At 67.0% G+C, this 24251-nt stretch carries 21 protein-coding genes; 12 read left to right on the plus strand and 9 right to left on the minus strand.

Translation table 11 applies throughout. The features are described from left to right. The first annotated feature begins 158 nt into the window (after positions 1-158). The 3 genes from ACE2AC_RS03590 to ACE2AC_RS03600 all read left to right on the plus strand — a co-directional run bounded on the left by ACE2AC_RS03590 (position 159) and on the right by ACE2AC_RS03600 (position 3569). A complete protein-coding gene (locus ACE2AC_RS03590; protein ID WP_375690755.1) occupies positions 159-818 on the plus strand; it encodes a VPLPA-CTERM sorting domain-containing protein in 660 nt (219 codons plus the stop codon). Positions 819-948: 130 nt separating this feature from the next. Further along, positions 949-2622 (plus strand): hypothetical protein, encoded by a 1674-nt coding sequence (locus ACE2AC_RS03595; RefSeq protein ID WP_375690756.1) that lies wholly within the window; start codon positions 949-951, stop codon positions 2620-2622. Between the two features lie 71 nt (positions 2623-2693). After that, positions 2694-3569 (plus strand): GNAT family N-acetyltransferase, encoded by an 876-nt coding sequence (locus ACE2AC_RS03600; protein WP_375690757.1) that lies wholly within the window; start codon positions 2694-2696, stop codon positions 3567-3569. 64 nt (positions 3570-3633) lie between these two features. Here the strand turns inward: ACE2AC_RS03600 and mfd are convergent, their stop codons facing one another. After that, complete coding sequence (gene mfd, locus ACE2AC_RS03605; protein WP_375690758.1) at positions 3634-7107, minus strand: transcription-repair coupling factor; 3474 nt, start codon at positions 7105-7107, stop codon at positions 3634-3636. Continuing rightward, positions 7107-7631: a component of SufBCD complex gene (locus tag ACE2AC_RS03610; RefSeq protein WP_375690759.1), complete on the minus strand. Its 525-nt coding sequence runs from the start codon at positions 7629-7631 to the stop codon at positions 7107-7109. Before ACE2AC_RS03610 ends, mfd begins: the two co-directional genes overlap by 1 nt. Before the next feature lie 133 nt (positions 7632-7764). On the opposite strand from ACE2AC_RS03610, the gene hemB reads away from it, so the two are divergent. From hemB to ACE2AC_RS03625, 3 genes are all read left to right on the plus strand, one after another. Then, complete coding sequence (gene hemB, locus ACE2AC_RS03615) at positions 7765-8769, plus strand: porphobilinogen synthase (RefSeq protein WP_375690760.1); 1005 nt, start codon at positions 7765-7767, stop codon at positions 8767-8769. A gap of 127 nt (positions 8770-8896) precedes the next feature. After that, positions 8897-9457, plus strand: a complete 561-nt coding sequence (locus ACE2AC_RS03620; protein ID WP_375690761.1) for a YSC84-related protein — start codon at positions 8897-8899, stop codon at positions 9455-9457. A gap of 158 nt (positions 9458-9615) precedes the next feature. After that, entirely contained in the window at positions 9616-10101 is a 486-nt protein-coding gene (locus ACE2AC_RS03625; RefSeq protein WP_375690762.1) for a CYTH domain-containing protein, read from the plus strand. A gap of 12 nt (positions 10102-10113) precedes the next feature. Here the strand turns inward: ACE2AC_RS03625 and ACE2AC_RS03630 are convergent, their stop codons facing one another. Then, positions 10114-10383: an usg protein gene (locus ACE2AC_RS03630; protein WP_375690763.1), complete on the minus strand. Its 270-nt coding sequence runs from the start codon at positions 10381-10383 to the stop codon at positions 10114-10116. A gap of 191 nt (positions 10384-10574) precedes the next feature. On the opposite strand from ACE2AC_RS03630, the gene gyrA reads away from it, so the two are divergent. Both gyrA and ACE2AC_RS03640 read left to right on the plus strand, forming a co-directional pair. Further along, positions 10575-13334 (plus strand): DNA gyrase subunit A, encoded by a 2760-nt coding sequence (gene gyrA, locus ACE2AC_RS03635; protein ID WP_375690764.1) that lies wholly within the window; start codon positions 10575-10577, stop codon positions 13332-13334. A gap of 45 nt (positions 13335-13379) precedes the next feature. After that, positions 13380-14219 carry a LysR family transcriptional regulator gene (locus ACE2AC_RS03640; RefSeq protein WP_375690765.1) on the plus strand — a complete coding sequence of 280 codons (840 nt, stop codon included), beginning with the start codon at positions 13380-13382 and terminating at the stop codon, positions 14217-14219. A gap of 406 nt (positions 14220-14625) precedes the next feature. Here the strand turns inward: ACE2AC_RS03640 and ACE2AC_RS03645 are convergent, their stop codons facing one another. From ACE2AC_RS03645 to ACE2AC_RS03655, 3 genes are read right to left on the minus strand one after another with little or no spacing between them, the layout of a single operon-like run. Beyond that, a complete protein-coding gene (locus ACE2AC_RS03645) occupies positions 14626-16107 on the minus strand; it encodes a carboxypeptidase M32 (protein WP_375690766.1) in 1482 nt (493 codons plus the stop codon). A 1-nt stretch (position 16108) separates the two neighbouring features. Beyond that, positions 16109-17245 carry a heme A synthase gene (ctaA, locus tag ACE2AC_RS03650; RefSeq protein WP_375690767.1) on the minus strand — a complete coding sequence of 379 codons (1137 nt, stop codon included), beginning with the start codon at positions 17243-17245 and terminating at the stop codon, positions 16109-16111. A gap of 52 nt (positions 17246-17297) precedes the next feature. Further along, positions 17298-18032 (minus strand): RNA methyltransferase, encoded by a 735-nt coding sequence (locus tag ACE2AC_RS03655; protein ID WP_375692064.1) that lies wholly within the window; start codon positions 18030-18032, stop codon positions 17298-17300. Positions 18033-18440: 408 nt separating this feature from the next. Between ACE2AC_RS03655 and ACE2AC_RS03660 the strand changes: the two genes are divergently transcribed. The 3 genes from ACE2AC_RS03660 (at position 18441) to ACE2AC_RS03670 (ending at position 21560) form a co-directional block, all read left to right on the plus strand. Continuing rightward, positions 18441-19532: a carboxynorspermidine decarboxylase gene (locus tag ACE2AC_RS03660; RefSeq protein ID WP_375690768.1), complete on the plus strand. Its 1092-nt coding sequence runs from the start codon at positions 18441-18443 to the stop codon at positions 19530-19532. 46 nt (positions 19533-19578) lie between these two features. After that, a complete protein-coding gene (locus ACE2AC_RS03665; protein WP_375690769.1) occupies positions 19579-20832 on the plus strand; it encodes a saccharopine dehydrogenase family protein in 1254 nt (417 codons plus the stop codon). A 110-nt stretch (positions 20833-20942) separates the two neighbouring features. Beyond that, a complete protein-coding gene (locus tag ACE2AC_RS03670; protein ID WP_375690770.1) occupies positions 20943-21560 on the plus strand; it encodes a thiamine phosphate synthase in 618 nt (205 codons plus the stop codon). Here ACE2AC_RS03670 and ACE2AC_RS03675 read toward each other — a convergent pair. The 3 genes from ACE2AC_RS03675 to ACE2AC_RS03685 all read right to left on the minus strand — a co-directional run bounded on the left by ACE2AC_RS03675 (position 21553) and on the right by ACE2AC_RS03685 (position 23524). Continuing rightward, the gene (locus ACE2AC_RS03675) at positions 21553-22395 is read right to left on the minus strand and encodes a lysophospholipid acyltransferase family protein (protein WP_375690771.1); all 843 of its coding nucleotides are present in this window, start codon (positions 22393-22395) and stop codon (positions 21553-21555) included. The two genes, ACE2AC_RS03670 and ACE2AC_RS03675, sit on opposite strands and share 8 nt — an antisense overlap. Further along, on the minus strand, positions 22392-23210 hold the full coding sequence (locus tag ACE2AC_RS03680) for a GNAT family N-acetyltransferase (protein WP_375690772.1): 819 nt from the start codon (positions 23208-23210) through the stop codon (positions 22392-22394). Before ACE2AC_RS03680 ends, ACE2AC_RS03675 begins: the two co-directional genes overlap by 4 nt. Before the next feature lie 131 nt (positions 23211-23341). Further along, the gene (locus ACE2AC_RS03685; protein ID WP_375690773.1) at positions 23342-23524 is read right to left on the minus strand and encodes a DUF3553 domain-containing protein; all 183 of its coding nucleotides are present in this window, start codon (positions 23522-23524) and stop codon (positions 23342-23344) included. A gap of 38 nt (positions 23525-23562) precedes the next feature. Between ACE2AC_RS03685 and ACE2AC_RS03690 the strand changes: the two genes are divergently transcribed. Then, positions 23563-24168 carry a histidine phosphotransferase family protein gene (locus ACE2AC_RS03690; protein WP_375690774.1) on the plus strand — a complete coding sequence of 202 codons (606 nt, stop codon included), beginning with the start codon at positions 23563-23565 and terminating at the stop codon, positions 24166-24168. The last annotated feature ends 83 nt before the right edge of the window (positions 24169-24251 follow it).

A 24251-nucleotide genomic window follows, 5' to 3' on the forward strand; every position in this document is an offset into this window, starting at 1 on the left:
ATTCAGAAACAATCGTATTGGTCGTTGCCGATTGTAATCGGGGAAACGACAGTGTTCACAGGCACTTGACCCGACGTCCCCTTTTGCCACAATTCTGCCTTCATCTGACTAAGCGGTCCGTTCAGGGCCGTTCATTTCACATTGTTCGGGGGGACCTCATGCTTCGGAATATTAAGACTTCGCTGGCGGCCGTTGCCGTCACCGCATTCACCACCTTCTCGCTCACCCAGGCCGCCAACGCCGCCGTCACCGGCGTCGACCTCGGCACCGGCGCACCGCCGAGCAGCCTGGGCGGCTACGACATGACCGCCTTCGACGACGACACCCGCGCGAACTTCACCAACGTGACCGACGTCGCCTCGCCGCTCGGCGGGTCGCTGGGCTTTTCCAACACAGTGAGCCTGCGCGAGATCGGCAGCAGCTGGGCCACCTGGAGCCACGGCTACACCGGCGACGTCTATTTCAACGACAGCTCCTCGCTGACGCTGATCATGCCGGCCGAAACGGTGGCGTTCTACTTCTACGCCGAGTCGAACAGCTTCAGCACGTTCGAGTTCACCGTGACCGAGCTGGGCGGTGAAAGCATCACCACCTCGATCCTCGGGGACGGTGGCGCCAACGGCTTCGGCTTCTTCGGCACCGCCGGTTCGCTGATCAGCTCGATCACCATCACCACCGAATCCGGTGCGAGCGGCTTCGCCGTCGGCGAATTCGGCGTCGCCACGGCCGCGGTCCCGCTGCCCGCCACGGCCCTGCTGCTGGTCGGCGGCCTCGGCGCCATCGCCGGCACCCGCCGCCGCAAGCAGCGCACCAACTGATCCGGTCAAGTACAGTCACGAGTTTCGGGGGCGTCCATTGCGGCGCTCCCTTTTCGTTTGACCGGAATTCGGTCTGGCATTCGGGGCAAAAGCCGTCAGACTGTCCGCACCAGCCATCGGGGGATGCGCCATGCCGGACAGCTACTATGACCTTGGGACCCATTCCTTTCCGGTCACAACCGCCTCGGCCGAGGCACAGCTCTGGTTCGACCGCGGCCTGAACTGGACCTACGGCTACAACCACGAAGAGGCGGTCGTCTGCTTCCGCGCCGCGCTCGACCGTGACCCCGACTGCGCCATGGCCCACTGGGGCGTCGCCTATGCCGCGGGGCCGAATTACAACTTTCCCTGGGTCCTGATGGACCCGACCTCCCGGGCCACCGCGCTCGCCACCGCCTACGACGCCGCGCAAGAGGCCATGGCCCGCGTCGACGCCGTCACCGCCGAAGAGGCCGCGCTGATCCGCGCCCTGCCCGCCCGCTACCCGCAGCGCGACCCGATCGACGACCACGCCCCCTGGGACACCGCCTTCTCCGTCGCCATGCGCGCCGCGCAAAAGGCCCATCCCGACAGCCTGGAGGTCCGCGCCTTCGCCGCCGAGGCGATGCTGAACCGCACCCCCTGGCAGATGTGGGACATCTACACCGGCCAGCCCGCGCCCGATGCCGACACCCTCGCCTGCCAGGCCCTGCTGGAAGAGGCGCTGGACCACGACCCCCGCGCCATGCGCCATCCCGGCATCCTGCACCTCTACATTCACCTGATGGAGATGTCGCCATTCCCGGAAAAGGCGCTCAAGGCCGCCGACGCCCTGCGCGACCTCGTCCCCGACGCCGGGCACCTCGTCCACATGGGCACCCATATCGACGTGCAATGCGCGGCCTACCAGGACGCGGTCTACTGGAACCAGAAGGCGTGCCTTGCGGACGAGACGTTCTTTGACCGCGCCGGCGGGATGAACTTCTACACCGGCTACCGCCAGCACAATTACCACTTCATCATCTACGGCGCGCTCTTCCTCGGGCAGATCGGTCCCGCGCTCGACGCCAACCGGCGCCTGATCGCCACCACCCCGCCCGAGATGCTGCTGATCGAGAGCCCGCCGATGGCGGATTTCTTCGAGGCCTACCTGGCTATGGAACCGCATATCCTGATCCGCTTCGGCAAATGGGAGGACATCCTCGCTCTCGACCTGCCCGAGGATCCGCGGCTCCATGCCACGCTCCACTGCAACACGCTCTACGCCAAGGCGCTGGCCCATGCCGCCACCGGCGACGTCCCCGCCGCGCTCGAGATGGAGCAGCGCTTCCTTTCGGCCGCCGCCCAGATGCGCGAAGAGCGTTACCTGCACACCAACCGCGTGGTCGACATCCTCGCCGTCGCCAAGGAAATGCTGCGGGGTGAGATCCTCTATCGTGAGGGCAGGTTCGACGAGGCCTTTGCCGCGCTGCGCCGCTCCGTCGCGCTCGACGACGGGCTGAACTACGACGAACCCTGGGGCTGGATGCAGCCGACCCGCCATGCCCTTGGAGCGCTGCTGTTCGAACAGGGCCGGCTGGACGAGGCCGAACAGGTCTACCGCGAAGACCTTGGCCTGGTGCCCGGCCTGCCCCGCGCCTGCATCCATCCCGACAACGTCTGGTCGCTCAAGGGCCTCGTCGACTGCCTCGACGCACGCGGCGAAACCGCCGAGGTCGTGGCACTCCGCCAGAAGCTCACCTTTGCCCTGGCCCGCGCCGACACCGCAGTTGCGGCGTCGTGTTTCTGTGCGCAGGCGGCAATGAAATCCTCGTGCTGCGCGTGACAGGGCATTTACCTGACCATCGTCAGGTATCCACTTGACGGCCTCCAGATAGCTGACATAAGTCAGCCATCATGACACCCGATCCCATCGCCCGCTACCGCCGCTTCAGCCGCGCCGTCACCTCCGAGGTCGGCGCGCTCGATCATTCCTTCCTCGGACGGGGCCGCCCGCTGGGGTCCGCCCGCGTGCTGAACGCCATCGGCCACGGCCGGACCGAGGTGGCGGCGCTGCGCGACTACCTCGGGCTCGACTCGGGCCTGCTCAGCCGCCTGCTGCGCGGGCTCGAGGACGAAGGGCTCATAACCCTCGCCCCGCACCCCGACGACGCCCGCGCCCGGATTGCCAGCCTGACCGCGCAAGGCGAAACCGAGTTCCGGGAATACGAGGCGCTGTCCGACAGCCGCGCCGAAACCGCCCTCGCCCGCCACCCGCACCCCGAGGCGCTGCTGGCCGCGATGGATCTCGTCGCCTCCGCCCTCGGCCGCGACCGCATCACCTTGGACGAGGTCGATCCCCGCTCCGACGACGCCCGCTATTGTCTTGGCGAATATTACGCCGAGCTGGGCCGCCGGTTCGACACCGGCTTCGATGTCTCGCTCTCGCGCGACCCGGAAGCCGGCGACATGATCGCCCCGCGCGGCGCTTTCCTGCTGGCGATGTCGGACGGCCTGCCGATCGGCTGCGTCGGCCTCAAGGGCCAGGGCGGCCCGCTGGGCGAGATCAAGCGCCTCTGGATCGCCCCCTCGGCGCGCGGCCTGGGCCTGTCGAAACGGCTGATGACCCGCGCCGAGGACCGCGCCCGAGAGCTGGGGATCGCGGTATTGCGCCTCGACACCAATTCCGCCCTGCCCGAGGCGGTCGCGCTGTATCGCGGCACCGGCTGGACCGAGATCGACCGCTTCAACGATGATCCCTATCCCGACCATTTCTTCGAAAAGAAACTCTGACCGCACCGTCCGGAAAATACCGACGTGATACCGACGCAATACCGACGTGATACCGACGTCGGATTTACGCCCCTTTGGCCGCCTTCGCCTTGGCGTCCTGCACCTTTTCGGCCAGGTCGCGGGCAATCGCAAAGGCGCCCTTGATCTTGTCGATGTCTTTTTTCCAGTCGCGCCGCACCACGATCTTGTTGTCCTTCACCTTGGCCAGGCCCTTCTGATCCTTGATGAATTCCACCAGCCCCGCCGGGTTCGCGAACTTGTCGTTGTGGAACTGGATCGTCGCGCCCTTGGGCCCGCCGTCAAGCTTGGCGATCCCGGCGCGCTTGCACATCGCCTTGATCCGCACGACGAGCAGCAGAGTGTTGACCTCTTTCGGCAATTTCCCGAACCGGTCGATCAGCTCGGCGGCGAAGCCTTCCAGCTCGACCTTGGTCGTGAGGCCCGACAGGCGACGATAAAGCCCCAGCCGCAAGTCGAGGTCGGGCACGTAGTCCTCGGGGATCAGCACCGGCACACCCAGGTTGATCTGCGGCGCCCACTGGTCGTCGGCCTCGGTAAGCCCCTCCAGCTCGCCCGCCTTGATCTTGGCAATCGCCTCTTCCAGCATCGACTGGTAAAGCTCGTAACCCACGTCGCGCATGTTGCCCGACTGTTCCTCGCCCAGCAGGTTGCCCGCGCCGCGGATATCAAGGTCCTGCGACGCAAGGGTAAATCCGGCCCCCAGCGTGTCGAGCGATCCCAGCACGCGCAGCCGCTTCTCGGCCTGGTCGGTCAGCTTCACGCGCGGCTTCGTCGTCATGTAGGCATAGGCCCGCACCTTCGACCGGCCCACACGGCCCCGTATCTGGTAAAGCTGCGACAGCCCGAACATGTCGGCGCGGTGCACGATCATCGTGTTCGCACTCGGGATGTCGAGGCCACTTTCCACGATGGTCGTGGCCAGCAGCACGTCGAATTTCCCGTCGTAGAACGCGTTCATCCTGCGGTCGAGCTCGCCCGCCGCCATCTGGCCATGCGCGGTGACCACCGTCACCTCGGGCACCTGCGTCTTGAGGAAATCCTCGATCTCGGGGAGGTCCGACACGCGCGGCACGACAAAGAAGCTCTGACCGCCCCGATAATGTTCCCTTAGCAAAGCCTCGCGTATGGTCACGCCGTCGAATTCGCTGACGTATGTGCGGATCGCAAGCCGGTCGATCGGCGGCGTCCCGATAATCGACAGGTCGCGCACGCCCGACAGCGACAGTTGCAGCGTCCGCGGGATCGGCGTCGCGGTCAGCGTCAGCACGTGCACGTCCGACCGGATCTGCTTCAGCCGTTCCTTGTGGGCCACGCCGAAACGCTGTTCCTCGTCCACGATCAGCAGGCCGAGGTTCTTGAACCGCACGCCGTTCGCCAGCAGCGCATGGGTCCCGACCGCGATGTCGACCGTCCCGTCGGCCATGCCCGCGCGTGTCCGTTGCGCATCCGACGCATTCACAAAGCGCGACAAGGGGCTGACCTGAATGGGAAATCCCCGGAACCGCTCGGCGAAACTCTGGTAGTGCTGCCGCGCCAGCAGGGTTGTCGGCGCGATCACCGCGACCTGCACGCCCGACATCGCCGCGACAAAGGCCGCGCGCAGCGCCACCTCGGTCTTGCCGAACCCTACATCGCCGCAGACCAGCCGGTCCATCGGGTGCCCCGACGCCATGTCGCCCAGCACGTCCGCGATGGCCGACAGCTGGTCATCCGTCTCCTGGTAGGGGAACCGCGCCTGGAACGCGTCCCAGGCCCCGTCCGGCGGCTCCAGCATCGGCGCATGGCGCAGCGCGCGTTCGGCGGCGACGCGGATCAACCGGTCCGCCATCTCGCGGATGCGTTCCTTGAGCCGGGCTTTCTTGGCCTGCCACGCCCCGCCGCCCAGCTTGTCGAGAAGGCCTTCCTCGTGGCCATAGCGCGACAGCAGTTCGATGTTCTCGACCGGCAGGTAAAGCCTTGCGTTCTCGGCATACTCCAGCAGCAGGCATTCATGCGCCGCGCCCGCCGCCGTGATCACCTCGAGCCCGTGGTACCGCCCGATCCCGTGATCGACATGGACCACCAGGTCGCCCGCGCTCAGGCTCTGCGTCTCGGTCAGGAAATTCTCGGCCCGCCGCTTGCGCTTGGGTTGCCGGATCAGCCGGTCGCCAAGCACGTCCTGTTCCGAGATCACCGTGATCTCGCCCCCGGCCCAGGACCCGGTAAAGCCATGCTCCAGCGGCAGAACCGCCAGGTGAAGACCGTGCTTGCCGATGCCTTCCGCGTTGCGCAGCGACACCGCGCCGACCAGCCCCTCGTCCTCGATTAGCCCTTCCAGCCGCTCCCGCGCGCCTTCGGAGTAGGACGCGACGACCACCGGCCCCACCTCCATCTTCGCGCGAATATGGTCGGCCAGAACGCTGAAAAGACTAACATTCTCAAGCTGCCGCTCGGGCGAGAAATTGCGTCCAACGCGGCCGCCCGCATCCACCACCCCCGGGCCCGAATGCTGCGGCAGCGGCGACATCCGGATCTCGCGCCGATCGCCAAGCGCCCGTTCCCACGCCGCCTCGTCGAGGTAGAGCATCCCCGGCGGCGTCGGCTTGTAGACGGAATCCATCCGCCCGCGATCCTGCAGGGCAATCCGCCGCGTCTCGTACTGGTCCGACACCGTGTCCCAGCGATGCGCCCGGATCGCCGCGCTCTGGTCGTCGAGCATCACGCTCGCGCCGGGCAGGTAGTCAAAGAGCGTCTCGAGCCGGTCATGGAAGAAGGGCAGCCAGTGCTCCATGCCCTGGATCTTGCGCCCCGCGCTGATCGCCTCGTAGAGCGGATCATCGGTGCCCGCTGCGCCGAACTCGGCCCGGTAGTTCTGCCGGAAACGGGTGATCGCCGTCTCGTCCAGGATCACCTCGGACACCGGCGCCAGCTCGACCACGTCCAGCCGCGTGGTCGTCCGCTGCGTCGCCGGATCGAACCGCCGCGCCCCGTCCAGCACGTCCCCGAACATGTCGAGCCGCACCGGCCCGCCCTCGCCCGGCGGATAGATGTCGATGATGCCGCCGCGCACCGCGTAATCGCCGGGTTCGGTCACCGAATGCGCCTGGCTGAACCCCATCCGCACGAGGAAATCGCGCAGCGCCTTCTCGTCGATCCGGTCGCCGACCCGGCCGGTAAAGGCCGCCTCCTTCAGCACCTCGCGCGCCGGCACCCGCTGGGTCGCCGCGTTCAGCGTGGTCAGCAGGACGAACCGGTCCGGCATCCCGTGCACCAGTCCGGCCAGCGTCGCCATCCTGGTGGCCGAGATGTCGGCATTGGGCGACACGCGGTCGTAGGGCAGGCAGTCCCAGCCCGGAAAGCGGATCACCGGCAGCCCCGGCGCAAAGAACGCCAGCGCATCGGCCATCGCCGCCATCCGCCGGTCGTCGCGGGCGACGTGGATCACCGGCCCCTGCCGCGCCTCGACCTCGCGCAGGACGAGGACGGCGTCGAACCCCTCGGGCGCACCGCCGAGGGTGATATGCGTCGGGCTGGCCATCAGCCGAGGACGCCGATCGACAGGTTCTGCGCCATGCCCCACATCGCGGTGACAAAGATCGACACGGTGCCGATGACCTGCACCGTCACCCGGTGGCGCGTCATCCGGCGGTGCAGGTCCGGCCCGGTTTCGTCCGCCGCGCGGATCCGCCGCGCGGTGCGCAGCGACAGCGACCAGACCAGCGTCATCGGAAAGGCCATCAGGAACACCGCCTGGGCGAACTCCATCTCGTACCAGAAGCCCAGCACCGCCAGCGTGGTCAGCACGAAGGCCGAGATCGACGTCAGCGCCAGCCCCGACACATCGGCGATATAGACCATGCGCGCGGTGTAAATGCGTGTCAGCGCTTCGAAATCATCTTCCTGCTGGCCGCCCTTGCGGCGCGCCCGCAGCACCATGTCCCACGGCACGCCGAGGACCCAGTGGCTGGCCGTCGACCACATGACGGCCAGTCCGATCCAGTACCACAGGTTCGAGAACGACCGCATGTCGATCAGTTCGAAAATCGTCTGGGACAGGTCCACCTGCCGTTCCCCTGCTCTTGTCCTTGTCGCCCGGTCCGCAGTTCTTACGCCGCGGGCGCGGCAATTCCTACCCTTGAGATGCGCCGCGGTCCATGCCACTCAATCCGCGCCGGATCAACCGAAAGGCCCGCCCATGACGCCGCTCCACGCCCCCTTCCCGCTCACCCGGTTCCGCCGGGCCCGGCAAAGCCCCGGCATCCGCGCCCTGGCGCAGGAAAACGCCCTGGGCGCCGGCGACCTGATCTGGCCGGTCTTCGTCCGCGAAGGCGACGGCGTCGCGCGGGAGGAGATCCCCTCGATGCCCGGCGTGCACCGCCTGACGGTGGACGCGGTGGCCGAGGCCGCGCGCGAGGCGGCCGACCTCGGGATCCCGGCGATGTGCCTGTTTCCCTATACGCCGATGGACAAGCGCACCAAGGACTGCGCCGAGGCCTGGAACCCCGAGAACCTGTCGAACCGGGCCACCCGCGCGATCAAGCGGGCGGTGCCCGAGATGGCGGTGATGACCGACGTCGCGCTCGATCCCTACAACATCGACGGGCACGACGGCTTTGTCGTCGACGGAGAGATCCTGAACGACGAAACCGTCGAGGCGCTGGTCAAGCAGACGCTCAGCCAGGCCGAGGCGGGCGCCGACATCATCGGCCCCTCCGACATGATGGACGGCCGGATCGGCGCGATGCGGCAGGCGCTGGAAAGCCAGGGCCACCGCAACGTCATGATCCTCAGCTACTCGGCCAAGTACTCCAGCGCCTTTTACGGCCCGTTCCGCGATGCCGTCGGCGCGACCGGCGCGCTCAAGGGCGACAAGGCGACCTACCAGATGAACCCGGGCAATTCCGACGAGGCGCTGCGCCTCGTGGCCCGCGACCTGTCGGAAGGCGCCGACATGGTGATGGTCAAGCCCGGCATGCCCTACCTCGACATTTGCCGAAGGGTTAAGGACCAGTTCGGCGTGCCGACCTTCGCTTACCAGGTCTCCGGCGAATATGCGATGATCAAGGGCGCCGCGCTGAACGGCTGGATCGACGGCGACAAGGCGATCGCGGAAAGCCTTCTCTGCTTCAAGCGCGCGGGATGCGACGGCATCCTCACCTACTTCGCGCCCGAGATCGCGCGCAGGTTGGCGGGGCGCTGATCCCCGCGCATCGCGGCGGCGTGAACCACAACAGATGGTGACAGGACGCGCCGCAGCGCCTATAGTTCGCCCCAAGCCGGAGAAACCGGCAGCCCCTTCGGGCGGACAAGGGCATATGAGGCAGACAATGAGCAGACTTTCCCGACGCACTTTCGCGTTCGCGGCGCTGGCCGCGACTTCGCTGATCGCAGGTTGCGCCAACGGCGTGGGCTCCACCGGCGGACAGACCCTCGACGCACGGGTCGACGCCACGATCCAGCACATGTACCAGCGCTATCCCTCGACCCGCGACCTCGCGGACAAGTCGGCCGGCATGCTCGTCATGCCGCTGATGACCGAGGTCGGGCTGGGCCTGGGCGGCGTCTACGGCCGTGGCGCGCTGCGGGTGAACGGCGCCACCGTCGATTACTATTCGGCCGCCTCGGCCAACGCCGGGCTGCAGATCGGCGCCCAGCAATACGCACACGTCCTGTTCTTCATGACGCAAGAGGCGCTCGACGGCTTCCGGCGCGGCAAGGGCTTCGCCCTCGGCGCGGACATTGAATACGTCTTCAACGACGTGGGCGAGGTGCTGCGCGCGGATTCGACCACCGGCGTCGCACCGATCGTGGCCATCGTCTTCGGCCAGGCCGGGGCCAAGATCGGCGCCGCGATCGAAGGCACCAAGTACACCCGGATCATTCCCTGATCCCGACCGGGCCCGCCCTGAGCGGGCCCGTCCAGGCCGGCACGAAACGGCCGACGCGGTGACGCCACGTCTGCCCCGCTGGCCTTTCCCTTGGCCTGCGGATATGCGCATCCCGCCCACCCGGGCAGCGACCACAGCGACCAGAAGGCGGGGTTCCCTTGGCACAAGAAATCGAACGCAAGTTCCTTGTCGCGAACGAGGGCTGGCGCCCGTACGTCATCCGCAGCGAACGCCTGCGCGACGGGCTGATCGCCACCGACGAAGGCCGCAAGGTGCGGGTCCGGTTCTACGACGGCCAGGCCACGATCTGCGTCAAGGGCCGCCGCAACGGACTGGAACGCGACGAGTACGAATACCCCATCCCCGCCGCCGACGCGCACGAAATGCTGGACCGCCATTGCAACGGCGACGTGGTCGAGAAGGTCCGATACCACGTACCCGCGCAGGGGCTGACATGGACGGTCGATGTCTACGACGGGCTGCTCTCGGGCATCGTCATCGCCGAGGTCGAGCTGCCCGCCCGCGACACCGCCTTTCCCCGGCCCCACTGGCTCGGGCCCGAGGTCACCGGCCAGCAGGCCTACCGCAAGATCAACATGGTCGCCGCCCGCAAGCAGGCGCTTGCGGCGCAGGCCTGCAGCTGAGCCCGCCAGGGGCTAGTGCAGGGTGAATTCGCCCACCACGTTGCGCCAGCGGCCCGGTGAGACCTCGCGCCGGTGGGTGAAGCGGACGGAATGCAGCGGCCCCTCGATCTCGTCCCGCCAGTATTCGATGAAGCGGAAGAGCCGCGGGTGGTCCGGGGCGATGTCGTAGTCCTGCCAGATGAAGGTGTTCAGCACGTGGATATGATCCGGCATGTGGTAGAAGAATTCGGCCGTCGTCAGGCCGTAGCCCTTCAGCATCATTTCCGTCTCGGATTGCGCCATGATGGTCCTCCTGTAGGGAACATACGAAAATGATGCCGGAACGGATTTACTTTTCAACAAAAACAGTGTGTTAGCAATTCATCCGAACGGCTGCCAACTCTGCCGCCCGGGCACGATTGCACCCCCTATCTGGGCGGTGCTATAGTCCGCCCAACTAGATATTGAGAGACCCTCAGGACAAGGCCCCACTCGTGAGCGATACGCCGGAACCCCCTGAAAACGAAGAAGAAACCGCGCGCCCGGCCCCCAAGGGTCCGAGCATCTCGATCGCGCAGGAAATGCGGACGTCGTACCTCGACTACGCGATGAGCGTGATCGTGGCGCGGGCCATCCCGGATCTGCGGGACGGCCTGAAACCTGTGCATCGGCGCATCCTCTTCGCCATGAACGAGGTGGGCAACACCCACGACAAGCCGTACCGGAAATCCTCGCGTCCGGTCGCCGACACCATGGGCAAGTACCACCCCCACGGTGACGCCGCGATCTACGACGCGCTGGTCCGGATGGCGCAGGACTTCTCGATGTCGCTGCCGCTGCTCGACGGCCAGGGCAACTTCGGCTCGATGGACGGCGACAAGGCCGCGGCCTTCCGCTACACCGAAGTGCGGATGGACAAGGTCGCAAACTACCTGCTGGCCGACATCGACAAGGACACCGTCGATTTCCAGGACAACTACGACGGCAAGGACCGCGAACCGGTCGTCCTTCCGGCGCGGTTCCCGAACATGCTGGTCAACGGCGCGGGCGGCATCGCCGTCGGCATGGCCACCAACATCCCGCCCCACAACCTGGGCGAGGTGATCGATGCCACGCTGGCGCTGATCGACGACCCCGATCTTTCGACCGAACAGCTGATCGACTACGTCCCCGCCCCCGACTTTCCGACCGGCGGCGTGATCCTCGGCCGCTCCGGCGCGCGCAAGGCCTACCTCGAAGGCCGCGGCTCGGTCATCGTCCGGGCCAAGACCCACGTCGAAGAGCTCCGCAAGGACCGCTACGCCATCATCGTGGACGAGATCCCGTACCAGGTGAACAAGGCCTCGATGATCGAGAAGATCGCCGAGCTGGTTCGCGACAAGCGGATCGAGGGCATTGCCCACGTGCAGGACGAATCCGACCGCCACGGCGTCCGCGTGGTGATCGAACTCAAGCGCGACGCCACCGCCGACGTGGTGCTGAACCAGCTCTTCCGCTTCACGCCGATGCAGATCAGCTTTGGCTGCAACATGCTCGCGCTGAACGGCGGCAAGCCTGAAACCCTGTCGCTCTACGGCTTCCTGTCGGCCTTCATCACCTTCCGCGAAGAGGTGGTCGCCCGCCGCACCGCCTATGAACTGCGCAAGGCCCGTGAACGCAGCCACATCCTCTGTGGCCTCGCCGTCGCCGTTACCAACGTGGACGAGGTCGTGGCCACGATCCGCGCCTCGGCCGACGCCGCCGAAGCGCGCGAGAAACTGATGACCCGCCGCTGGCCCGCGACCAGCATCGCGGAATACATCAAGTTGATCGACGATCCGACCCACACGATCAACGAGGACGGCACCTACAACCTCTCCGAGGTACAGGCCCGCGCGATCCTCGAGCTTCGCCTCCAGCGCCTGACCCAGCTGGGCGTGCAGGAGGTCACCGACGAGCTGCGCGAACTGGCGGGCAAGATCCGCGAATACCTCGAGATCCTCGGCTCCCGCGACCGGATCATGGAGATCATCGGCAACGAGCTGCGCGAGGTGAAGGAGCTCTTCGCCGTGCCGCGCCGCACCGAGATCGCCGACTGGTCCGGCGACATGGAAGACGAGGACCTGATCGAGCGCGAGGACATGGTCGTCACCGTGACCCAGGGCGGCTACATCCGCCGCACCGCGCTGTCCGAGTTCCGCGCGCAGCGGCGCGGCGGCAAGGGCCTGTCGGGCGCCGGGCTGAAGGACGACGATGTCGTCACCTCGCTCTTCGTCGCCAACACCCACACGCAGCTGCTGTTCTTCACCACCGACGGGATGGTCTACAAGCTCAAGACCTGGCGCCTGCCGCTTGGCGGCCGGACCTCGCGCGGGAAGGCGATCGTCAACATCCTGCCGATCCCGCAGGGTGTCTCGATCGCCGCGATCATGCCGGTCGACCGCCCCGAAGAGGAATGGGACGACCTGCAGATCGTGTTCGCCACCAGCGCCGGCGACGTCCGCCGGAACGCGCTGTCGGACTTCACCAACGTGATGCGGAACGGCAAGATCGCGATGGACCTGCCCGAGGGCGTGGAACTGGTGAACGCGCGCATCGCCTCCGAGGATGACGACGTCATGCTCGTCACCGATGCGGGTCGCGCGATCCGCTTCCAGACCACCGAGGTGCGCGTCTTCAAGGGCCGGAAATCGACCGGCGTCCGCGGCATCCGCCTGCAGAACGGCGACCGCGTCGTGTCGATGTCGATCATCCGTCACTTCGAGGCCGATCCCCAGGAACGCGCCGCCTACCTCAAGCAGCGCCGCCTGATGGCCGGCGTGACCGAGGAAGAGCTGCCGGACGAGGATGACGAGGCGGTCGAAGCCGGCCAGCTGAGCCCCGAACGCTACGCCGAGATGTCGGCGTCCGAGAACCTGATCCTGACCATCACCGCCAACGGCTCGGGCAAGCTGTCGTCCTCGCACGACTACCCGGTCCGCGGCCGCGGCGGCCAGGGCGTGGCCGCGATGGACCGCGCGATGCGGGGCGGCGCGCTCGTCGCCTCCTTCCCGGTGGAGCCGGACGACCAGATCATGCTCGCCACCTCGCGCGGGCAGTCGATCCGCGTACCCGTCGAAGGCATCTCGTTCAGGTCCCGTTCGGCGGGCGGCGTGAAGGTGTTCAACACCGGCGCGGGCGAAGAGGTCGTCTCGGTTGCGCGGATCGCGGAACAAGGCGACGATACGGACGAGTCCGGAGCAGAGGCCGAAGGCCCCGCCGGGACCGAGGACTGAGCTAAGCAGGAGGCACAGAGGACCTTGGCCGCTGGCGGGGATCGCATGAAGAACTGGGACGACCTGCGCTACCTGATTGCCGTGCACAAGACCGGCAGCATGAGCGCAGCGGCCCGGCTTCTCGACACCAACCCGGCCACGGTCTCCCGCCGGCTGGGGCGCCTCGGCGAGGTGCTGGGCTGCGACCTCTTCATCAAGACGCCCGAGGGCTGGATCGCGAATGAATCGATCGCCGACCTGATCGAAAGCGCGACCACCTTCGAGCACCAGATCGCGACCTACCTCAATACGGGCCAGTCCGGAGAGTACCCGTCACACGGCAATATCGCGGTCGGCTGCCCGCCCTCGATCATGTCCTACCTTCTCTACCCTGAGCTGAGCCGCTTCTCGGCCCAGTGGCCGAACGTCTCGCTGGTGTTCAATTCGCAGATGTTCACCGAGGCGCTTGGCGAGAACGACCTGATCGTCGTACCGGTGCGCCCGACCCAGGGACGGCTTGTCGTACGCTACGTCGGCAAGATGCGCCTGAACGTCTATGCCTATCCCGACAGCCCGCATGACGGGCACTGGATCGGCCTGATCAAGCAACACGAATCCCAGCCGCCGATGCAGGGCGCCCGGGTCATCATGGGCGGCCGCGACCCGGATTTCCGCGTCGAAACCATGAGCGAAGTTCTATCCACAGTGCAAAGCACCCGCCTGCCCGGCCTGATGCCCGCCATCGCGGCGGCGCGGGACAAGGCGCTGGTGAAATACGACCCCGAAAGCCGCGATATCGAAAGCCAGCTCTACCTCTGCTTTCACGAAACCCGCCGCCGAGACCCCCTTCTGCGGGCGGTGGCGGACTGGATCGCCGACTGCTTCACCAACGCGACCGAGCTCTGATTCCTAGGTCCGTTGCCGTATTGTGACAGCCAATCCTGCAATGCTGCGCGTGCAGAATAAGTTGTTCATGACAACAGCCTATGCGTGTACCCCTGAAAGGGCAGCGATGCATGGGACACAGGGACTGCACCACCCTTCCAGGTGGATAAACGCACCGGCGCGTTTGCGCCGGCAAGCTGGGCATGTGCCTTGGCTCCGTTCATGGCTGCGGGTGAACGGTAACGATCATTGGTTTCTCAGCGCCCGGACGTCCGGCCTTTCTGCCGTCCGTTCAGGCATCGGTTCGCGCGCGCGTTCAGTGACGGGGCACACTCTCGCCCCGTGAGCGGACCGGAACATGCGGGCAGACGCTTCTACCCCGTCGATCCCGCGACTGGGCCGGCCTGAACAGCCGGCCCATTTTCGTTCAGAGCCCGTAGATGCCCCGGAACTTCGCCTCGATGTAATCGAGCAGCGGCCCGGCGTCCGGCGCAAAGCCGCAGGCCCGGGTGATCACCTCGCGCGGCTTCATCAATCCGCCGTGGCGCTGCACCCGCTCGCGCAGCCACCCGGTCGCGGCCCCGGTCTCGCCGGTGGCCAGTTGGTCGTCGAGCGCCGGAATATCCGCCCGCAGCGCCTGGTGCAGGCAGCCGGCATAGACGTTGCCCAGCGAATAGGTCGGGAAGTAGCCGAAGAGCCCGACCGACCAGTGCACGTCCTGCAGGCACCCCAGCGAAGCGCGCGGCACGGCATAGCCGAAATCCTTCTCGAACCGGTCGTTCCACGCGCCTTCCAGGTCGGCCACCGCCAGGTCGCCCGCCACCATCGCCCGCTCCAGGTCGAAGCGCAGCATGATGTGCAGGTTGTACTGCACCTCGTCCGCCTCGGTCCGGATGAAGTCCTTCTGCACCCGGTTCACGGCTGCATAGAACGCCTCGGGCGTGTCGATCCCGATGTCGCCGAAGGTGGCCTGCATCTGCTGGAACAGGAACCCGGTGAAGGCACGCGACCGGCCCAGCTGGTTCTCGTAGATCCGGCTCTGGCTTTCGTGCACGCCCATCGACACGCCCTGCCCCAGCGGCGTCAGCGCAAAGTCCGGGTCGATCCCCTGCTCATAGCAGGCGTGCCCGACCTCGTGGATCGTGGAATAGAAGCAGTTGAACGGATCGGCCGGGTTGGTCCGCGTGGTGATCCGTACGTCGCTGCCCGACCCGGACGAGAACGGGTGCACCGCCTTGTCGATCCGCCCCCGGTCGAGGTCATAGCCAAAGGTCCGGGCCAGCATCTCGGACAGGGCCATCTGCTTGTCTTCCGGGAACTGCCCCGCCAGCGCCGTGGGTTCGGGCTGGCCCAGCACCGCCTCGCGCAGGGCGCGCAGGCGCGGCCGCATCTGGCCGAACATCGCCTCGAGCTCGGCCGCCGTCATCTCGGGCTCGTAATCGTCGAGCATCGCGTCGTAGACGTCGCCGCCATTGGCCAGCGCCGCGCCCTCTTCGCGCTTCAGGCGCACCACCTCTTCCAGCACCGGGGCAAAGGCCGCGAAATCGTCGGCTGCCCGCGCCGCCGCCCACTTGCCCTGCGCGACCGAGGTGACGCGGGCGATCTCGGAGGCGAGCCGCGCCGGCACCTTGCTGGCCCGGTCAAAGCTGCGCCGGATCAGCCGCAGCTTGGCGGCATCCACCGCGCCGAGGTCCGCCCCTTCCAGCCCCGCCAGCCACTCGCCCACGCGCGGATCGGTGCGGCGGGCGTGCAGCACGCCCTCCATCGCCGCCATCTCCTCGCCCCGCTGGTGCGCCGCGCCGCGCGGCATCACGGTTTCCTGGTCCCAGCCAAGCCGGCCGGCCACCTGGGCCAGCGCCTCGGTCTCCTTCTGGTGCTCCAGAAGGGCGCTCAGGGTGTCGTTGATCATGTCAGGCTCCGCGGATCGAGGTCACGATGGGATAGGCGCTGTAGAAGCGCGACCGGATGATGAGCACCCAGGTCACGACGGCCAGGAACTGGTGCAGGATGGCGACCTGCCAGGGCGCGCCGGTCATCACAGTGTAGATGCCCAGGACCACCTGCCCGCAGAGCGCGATGAACGCCGCGGCAAAGGCCGCGCGGGTCGTGGCATTGGCCGACCGTCGACCGCGCAGGAAGGCGAAGATGCCATAGGCGAACAGCGCATAGCCCACCATCCGGTGCATGAACTGCACCAGCGCCGGGTTCTCGAGGAAGTTGCGCCAGGCCGGTTCCAGCAGGAAGGGATCGGGCGGCAGGTACTGTCCGCCCATCGTCGGCCAGTCGGTGTAGCTCCGCCCGGCATCGATCCCCGCGACCAGCGCGCCGAGGATGATCTGCAGGAAGGCAAAGTGCATCCACCCGGTCGAAACACCGAAAAGCCGCTTTTCGGTCACCCGGCGGGCCTGCATCAGGTCCCGCTCCTCGCGCCCCAGCATCAGGACGTACCAGGCGATGAAGCCGAGGATGATGAAGGCAAGGCCGAGGTGGATCGCCAGCCGTTCCGAGGCGACGTCGAGCATCGTGCCCCCCAGCCCGGAATAGACCATCCACCAGCCGATCGCGCCCTGCAGGCCGCCCAGCACACCGATCCACAGCAGCCGGCCGTTCCACCCCGGCGGCACCTTGCCAAGCGCGAGGAACGCCACGAAGCCGATGCCCCAGACCAGGCCGATGACCCGTCCCAGCTGCCTGTGGCCCCATTCCCACCAGTAGATCGACTTGAAGTCGTCGAGGTCCATCCACTTGTTCTGCAACTGGAACTCGGGGATTGCCTGGTACTTCTCGAACTCCGATTGCCACTCGGCCGCGGACATCGGCGGGATCGCCCCGGTGACCGGCCGCCATTCGGTGATCGACAGCCCGGAATCCGTCAGCCGGGTCATGCCGCCGACAAGGATCATCGCGAAGACCAGCGCGAAGAGGATCATCAGCCAGACCCGCACCGCCCGGCGCGATCCCTTGCGCGCCCGGTCGATCACCCCGGTCTGGACCTGCGGCTTCTCGCTGGTCTCAACCTCTTCGAATATGCTTCGCTTCTGGCTCATTCCGCCCTCCGTCCTGCGCGCACCCTATGTCCGGGCCGCAGGGGCAACAAGATCACTCGCCGCGTTCCTTCCAGCGGACCATTTGACGCATCACCCCGTGCAGCATCTGCACATCGGCGCGCGTCATCGGCATCCGGCTCCAGAAATTGCGCAGGTTCAGCTTCATGTTTTCCGCCTTGGTCTCGGGAAAGAAAAAGCCCGCCTGCTCCAGCCGGTCCTCGTAATGCACGGCCAGCTTCTCCATCTCGACCTGGCTCGCCCAGTCGGTGCCGGCCAGTTCCACCCGCTCTGCCGCGACCTCGACCCCCTGCCGGCGCCACTCGTAGGCGGTCAGCAGCACGCATTGCGCCAGGTTGAGCGAGGCGAATTCAGGGTTCACCGGCACGTTGATGATGGCATTGGCCCGCGCGATGTCGTCGTTCTCGAGCCCCGCGCGTTCCGGCCCGAAGAGGACCGCGACCTTCTCTCCCGCCACGATCTTCTCGCGTGCCATCTCCATCGCCCGCTCGGGCGTCACGACCGGCTTGGTCAGCCCGCGCGCCCGCGCCGTGGTGGCAAAGACATAGTCGCAATCCCCGACCGCCTCGGCCGTGGTCGCAAAGACGCCCGCATCGTCCAGCAGGCGCCCGGCCCCGCTCGCCATGGCGACGGCCTTCTGGTTGGGCCAACCATCGCGCGGATCGACCAGCCGCATCCGGTCGAGACCGAAGTTCCACATCGCCCGCGCCGCGCCGCCGATGTTTTCCCCCATCTGCGAACGCACCAGAACGAAGACCGGCTGCGACATGACCATCCTTTCCACCTGAAATCCGCCCGCCTCATACCACGCAGGCCCCGACACACAAGCCGCGCGCCCCTTCATCTTGCCCGGAAAACTCCGGGGGAGTCGCGGCCCGCCGCGACGGGGGCAGCGCCCCCGCCTTCCCCTCCACACACGCCCAAGCCGTAGGGTGCGTGCTTGCCACGCACCGCCCAAGACGCGCCTGCACCAGGGCATCGGTGCTCGCCTCGACGATCAGGCCCACACCCGCTCGGGATCGTTACCACCCACAAAGGGTCTGGCCCCCCGACCCCGCCCGACGCGCCGCCCCCACGCCCGAGAGTCATTGCGACCCGGCACCAGCCGCGTTAAAGGGCCCTCGCATCGAACGGACCGGTGCATCCCCGTCCCGACCCCGCAGAGGCCCCGACGCGCATGCAGACGCCCTATTACCTCATCGACAAGTCCCGCCTGCTTCCCAACATGGAGAAGATCGCCCGCCTGCGCGAGCGCTCCGGCGCCAAGGCGCTCCTGGCGCTCAAGTGCTTTGCGACCTGGTCGGTCTTCGACCTGATGGCGGACTACATGGACGGCACCACCTCCTCGTCGCTCTTCGAAGTCAAGCTGGGGCGCGAGAAGTTCCCGGGCGAGACGCACGCCTATTCCGTTGCCTGGGCACCGGACGAGATCGACGAGGTGCTGGCCTCATCCGACAAGGTGATCTTCAACACAGCGCAGCAGCTTTCGCGCTTCGAAGAGGTCAGCCGCGGCCACACCCGCGGCCTGCGGGTGAACCCCGGCGTGTCCACCAGCGGCTTCGACCTCGCCGATCCCGCGCGCCCGTTCTCGCGTCTCGGCGAACACAGCCCCGAGGTGATCGAGCCGGTGGCGGAGCTGATCAGCGGCTTCATGTTCCACAACAACTGCGAGAACGCGAGCTTCGAGCGGTTCGACGAGATGCTGGGCCAGATCGAGGCACGGTTCGGTGCCCTGATCCGGCGGATGGACTGGATCAGCCTGGGCGGCGGCATCCACTTCACCGGAGAGGGCTATCCCCTCGACACCCTGGCCGAGCGGCTGAAACGCTTTGCCGGCGAGAACGAGGTCCAAGTCTACCTCGAGCCCGGCGAGGCCGCGATCACCAAGTCCACCACGCTCGAGGTCACGGTCCTCGACACGCTCTTCAACGGCAAGAACCTGGCCATCGTCGACAGCTCGATCGAGGCGCACATGCTCGACCTGCTGATCTACCGCGAGAGCGCCAAGGTGCACGAAAGCGGCGACCAGGACTGGATGATCTGCGGCAAGTCCTGCCTGGCCGGCGACATCTTCGGGGAATTCAAGTTTCCCAAGGCCCTGCAGCCCGGTGACCGGATCTCGATCCAGGACGCGGCGGGTTACACGATGGTCAAGAAAAACTGGTTCAACGGGGTGCAGATGCCCGCCATCGCCATCCGCGAGCTCGACGGCTCGGAACGGCTGGTGCGGGCCTTCACCTACGACGATTTCGCGGCGGCCCTGTCGTGATCTGACTGCGCCTTCCGGGGCGCCTCATCATCAAGGGAGTTCTGTCTTGAAGAAGAACGTTCTCATCATCGGCGCCGGTGGCGTCGCCCAGGTGGTCGCGCACAAATGCGCCCAGAACAACGACGTGCTGGGTGACCTGCACATCGCCAGCCGCACAAAGCCCAAGTGCGAGGCGATCATCGCGAGCGTCGAGGACAAGAACGCGATGAAGGTCGCGGGCAACTTCACCGCCCACGCGGTCGATGCCACCGACAGCGATGCCGTCGCGGCCCTGATCCGCGACACCGGGGCGCAGATCGTCATCAACGTGGGCACCGCCTTCGTCAACATGCACGTCCTCGACGCCTGCATCGCGACCGGCGCGGCCTATATCGACACCGCGATCCACGAAGAGCCCGACAAGATCTGCGAGACCCCGCCGTGGTACGCCAACTACGAATGGAAACGCCGCGACGCCTGTGCCGAGAAGGGCGTGACCGCGATCCTCGGTGCGGGCTTCGATCCGGGCGTGGTGAATGCCTTTGCCCGCTTCGCCATCGACCAGATGGACGAGGTGAAGAGCATCGACATCGTCGACATCAACGCAGGCAGTCACGGCAAGTATTTCGCCACGAACTTCGACCCCGAGATCAACTTCCGTGAGTTCACCGGCACCGTCTACTACTGGGAGGACCAGCAGTGGAAGGAGACCGAGATGTTCGCCTCGGGCCACGAATGGGATCTGCCGGTGGTCGGCCCCTCCAAGGCCTACCAGTCCGGGCATGACGAGGTGCATTCGCTCGCCGTCAACTATCCGCAGGCCGACGTGCGGTTCTGGATGGGCTTCGGCGATCACTACATCAACGTCTTCACCGTGCTGAAGAACATCGGCCTGCTCTCGGAACAGCCGGTGACGACCGCCGAGGGGCAGGAGGTGATCCCGCTGAAGGTGGTCAAGGCCTGCCTGCCCGACCCCGCCAGCCTCGCGCCGGACTACACCGGCAAGACCTGCATCGGCGACCTCGTGAAGGGCACCAGGGGCGGCGAGGAGATCGAGCTCTTCGTCTACAACGTGGCCGATCACAAGGAAGCCTACGAAGAGGTCGGCAGCCAGGGCATTTCCTACACCGCCGGTGTGCCGCCGGTCGCCGCCGCGATGCTGGTCGCCACCGGTGAATGGGACGCCGGGACGATGACGAACGTCGAGGAGCTGGACCCCAAACCGTTCTTCACCCTGCTGGACCGCATCGGCCTGCCGACCCGCGTCATCAAGGGCGGCCTCAAGGGCGAGGACATGGCCTGGACCGACTACGCCGGCTGAACGCTCTCGGCGGGGGCCGCGCGGCCCCTGCCCGCTCCCCGGTCCGAGGAGCCCCCTTTCCCGCGGCCAGCCGCAGGCTATAGCGGCCCGACCACGAGGAACGAACACCCATGTCCGAAGACGCCCCGCAACTCTACCTGATCTCGCCGCCGGAGTTTGACCTGTCGGTCTTTCCCGACCAGCTGGCCGCCGTGCTCGACGCCGAACAGGTCGCCTGCGTGCGCCTGGCCCTGGCCAGCCATGACGAGGACCGGATCAGCCGCGCCGCGGATGCCCTGCGCGAGGTGACCCATGCCCGCGACGTGGCGCTGGTGATCGACACGCATTTCGTGCTGGCCGAACGGCTCGGCCTCGACGGGGTGCACCTGGTCGACGGCGCGCGGTCGGTCCGCAAGGCCCGCAAGGCGCTTGGCACAGACGCGATCGTCGGCGCCTTCTGCGGCGCCTCCCGGCACGAGGGGATGAACGCGGGCGAAGCGGGCGCGGACTACATCGCCTTCGGTCCGGTCGGTGCCACCGCGCTGGCCGGTGCCGAACTGGCCGATGACGAGATCTTTGCCTGGTGGTCGCAGATGATCGAGCTGCCGGTGGTCGCCGAAGGCGCGCTGACCGGCGAGGCCATCGAACGGCTGGCCCCGATGACCGACTTCTTCGGCATCGGGACGGAAATCTGGGACGCCAAGGATCCGAAAGCCGCGCTGGCCGCGCTGCTCGCCCCGATCAGGTGATCCGGCGCTCGGGCGGCATGCCGCCCCGCACCGCCGCTTCGGCCGTGCGCGCCATGACCTTGCGGTTCTCGACCTGCGCCGCCGGGATCGGATCATGCCAGATCACGTCGACCGACCCGCGCTTCCAATGGCTCAGCACCTGAACGATATGCCCGGCAAAGCCCATGCCGCCGAACCAGCCGTAAAACCGCGGCTCGGCATCCGCGGGGGCGTGGTAGACCACGGTCACCGGCTGAACGTGCAGGTGAGTCTTCAGGTCCTCGGCGAAGAACGCGTCGAACAGCGTTGATTTGAAAGGCAGAACCCGGATCCCGTCGGTCGAGGTGCCTTCCGGGAAGAAAAGCAGCTTGTGCCCGGCGCCCAGCCGTTCTCGGAAGACCTGGGTCTGCGCCTGCGCCTCGCGCCGGTCGCGCCTGATGAAGACGGTGCCGGTGGCCCGCGCCAGCCAGCCGATTCCGGCCCAGCCTGCCACCTCTTCCTTGCTGACAAAGTAGATCCGCTTGGCCGCGTTCAGCACGAAGATGTCGAGCCATGAGGAGTGGTTGGCCACCACCGCCCCGCCCTCGCGCATCGGCCGCCCGCTGACGCACAGCCTCAACCCGACGAGCTTGAGGCTGAGGATGCAGACCGCCTGCACCAGCCGCGAGGTGACCGGGCGATGCACGCCGCAAAGCGGCCGTTCGACCAGCCGGATCAGCAGCAGGATCACCAGCCCGCCGAAGTTCAGGATCACCAACGGGATCACCCGCAGCACGATCAGCAGCCAGCCACCCGGGCCGGGATGCGTCGGGTCGGGATAGCCATCGGTGGGGTCCGGCTGCCACACCTGCGTCACACCCCGGCCTCACGTTCGTAGATCGCGCGCTGTCGGTCGTTCATCCGGGCGGTGTCGAGGATCAGGCAGACGTCGACCGTGTTGAAGGCGTGATCGACAAAGGCGCCCTCGCCTACGAACCCGCCGAGCCGCAGGTAGGCCTTGATCAGCGCGGGCACCGCCAGCATGGCGGCACGGCGGTCGATCTGGTCCTCGGGCAGCAGGTCCATCGGATGGAACTGCGCAGGCTGCGCGCGGACGCGCAGGTCCTCGGGCGCGAGGTGGCGGTGGTGCAGCAGCGATAGCGGCGCGGCAAGCGCGTGCACGTCGGTGCCGTGGAACGAGGCGACGCCGAACAACACCTCGATCTCCTTCTCGCGGACGTAGCCCGCCAGCGCGTTCCACAGGTGCCACATCGCCGTGCCGCCGCGGTAGTCGGGCAGCAGGCAGGATCGGCCGAGCTCCAGCAGCCGGCGACCCGAGGCTTCGAGCACCGAGAGGTCGTATTCGTCGTCGGAGTAGTAGCGCCCGACCCGGACGCGCCCCTCGGGCGGCAGCAGACGGTAGGCGCCGACGACCCGGTCGCGCGGATCGGCGTCCTCGCGGCTGTCGTCCCAGAGCAGCAGGTGATCGAAATCGCCGTCGAAGCGGTCGCGTTCCAGCCGGGCGTCGTGGTCGACCATCGGGCCGTCGCCGCCAAGTTCCTCGACGAAGACCCGGTAGCGCAGGCGCTGCGCCGCCTCGACCTCGGCCGCGTCACGCGCCAGCCGGACCGAGAATCGCGGGCTTTCGCGCAGGGCGGCGGGGTCGTGCGAGGGGGCGGTCTGGCGTGTCATCGTTGCGCGCTTTTAAAAAAGCGGCAGGCGCGGATCAATCCCTTGCCGCGCCGCCTTGTCCCGACGATTTCCGCGCCCCTCGGTGCCGCAGCGCGGCAAGTCGATGATCATTAACCATTTGGCAACCAGGTTCATGATTCAAAGACGGGGAGCAGTGCGACACGGGAGCTGTCGATGACGATCTTGCCCGCTTCGGGAAAGTTGACAGTGATCTTTCCGGCAATGTTTGATTGCACTTGCCCGGTCCCCCAATCCGGCTGGGCCGGGTGGACCACCCGCATTCCGGGCTCAAGCAAGGCGTTCAGGTCATCCATGTGTCGGTCCAGCGATCGGGCAATGTGAAGGGAATACCATGTGGCAGTCTAATCACAATCTTGCCTCGCTGATAGGGTCACGGATCTGCCACGACCTGATCTCGCCCATCGGGGCGATCTGCAACGGGATCGAGCTTCTGTCGCTGGAGGGCAAGGCGGTGTCGCCGGAACTGGCGCTGATCTCGGAATCGGTGGATCACGCCAATGCCCGGATCCGGTTCCTGCGGGTTGCCTTCGGCATGGCGGGCGCACACCAGATGATGGGGAAATCGGAAATCGGGTCGATCCTGACCGACATCAGCGCCGGCAGCCGGGTGCAGTTCGACTGGACCCCGGTGCACGAATACCCCCGCGCCCGGGTGCAGGAGGTATTCCTGGCCCTGCAGTGCTTTGAAAGCGCCATGCCCCAGGGCGGCACCGTGTCGGTGACCCCGGCCGACGATGAGGACCGGTGGGAGATCTCGGGCCCCGCCAATCCCAACCGCCCCGATCCCGCGTTGTGGCAGGGGCTGAGCGATCCGGCCAGCCAGGCCAACGTCCAGCCCGCGCAGGTCCAGTTCGCACTGCTGCCCGCGCTGCTGACGGAACGTGGCCGCCGGATCAGCGTCGAGACCCGCCCGAACGAGATCGTGCTGCGCTTCTGACCCCGCCGCGCCGCGGACAGGCAGCAATCTGACGTTTCCCGCCTTCTGCCTGCGGCGTCCTGCCCCTATGGTGCGGAAAAACA

This window comes from Pseudooceanicola sp. LIPI14-2-Ac024 (assembly GCF_042188925.1).
GTDB lineage: Bacteria > Pseudomonadota > Alphaproteobacteria > Rhodobacterales > Rhodobacteraceae > Pseudooceanicola.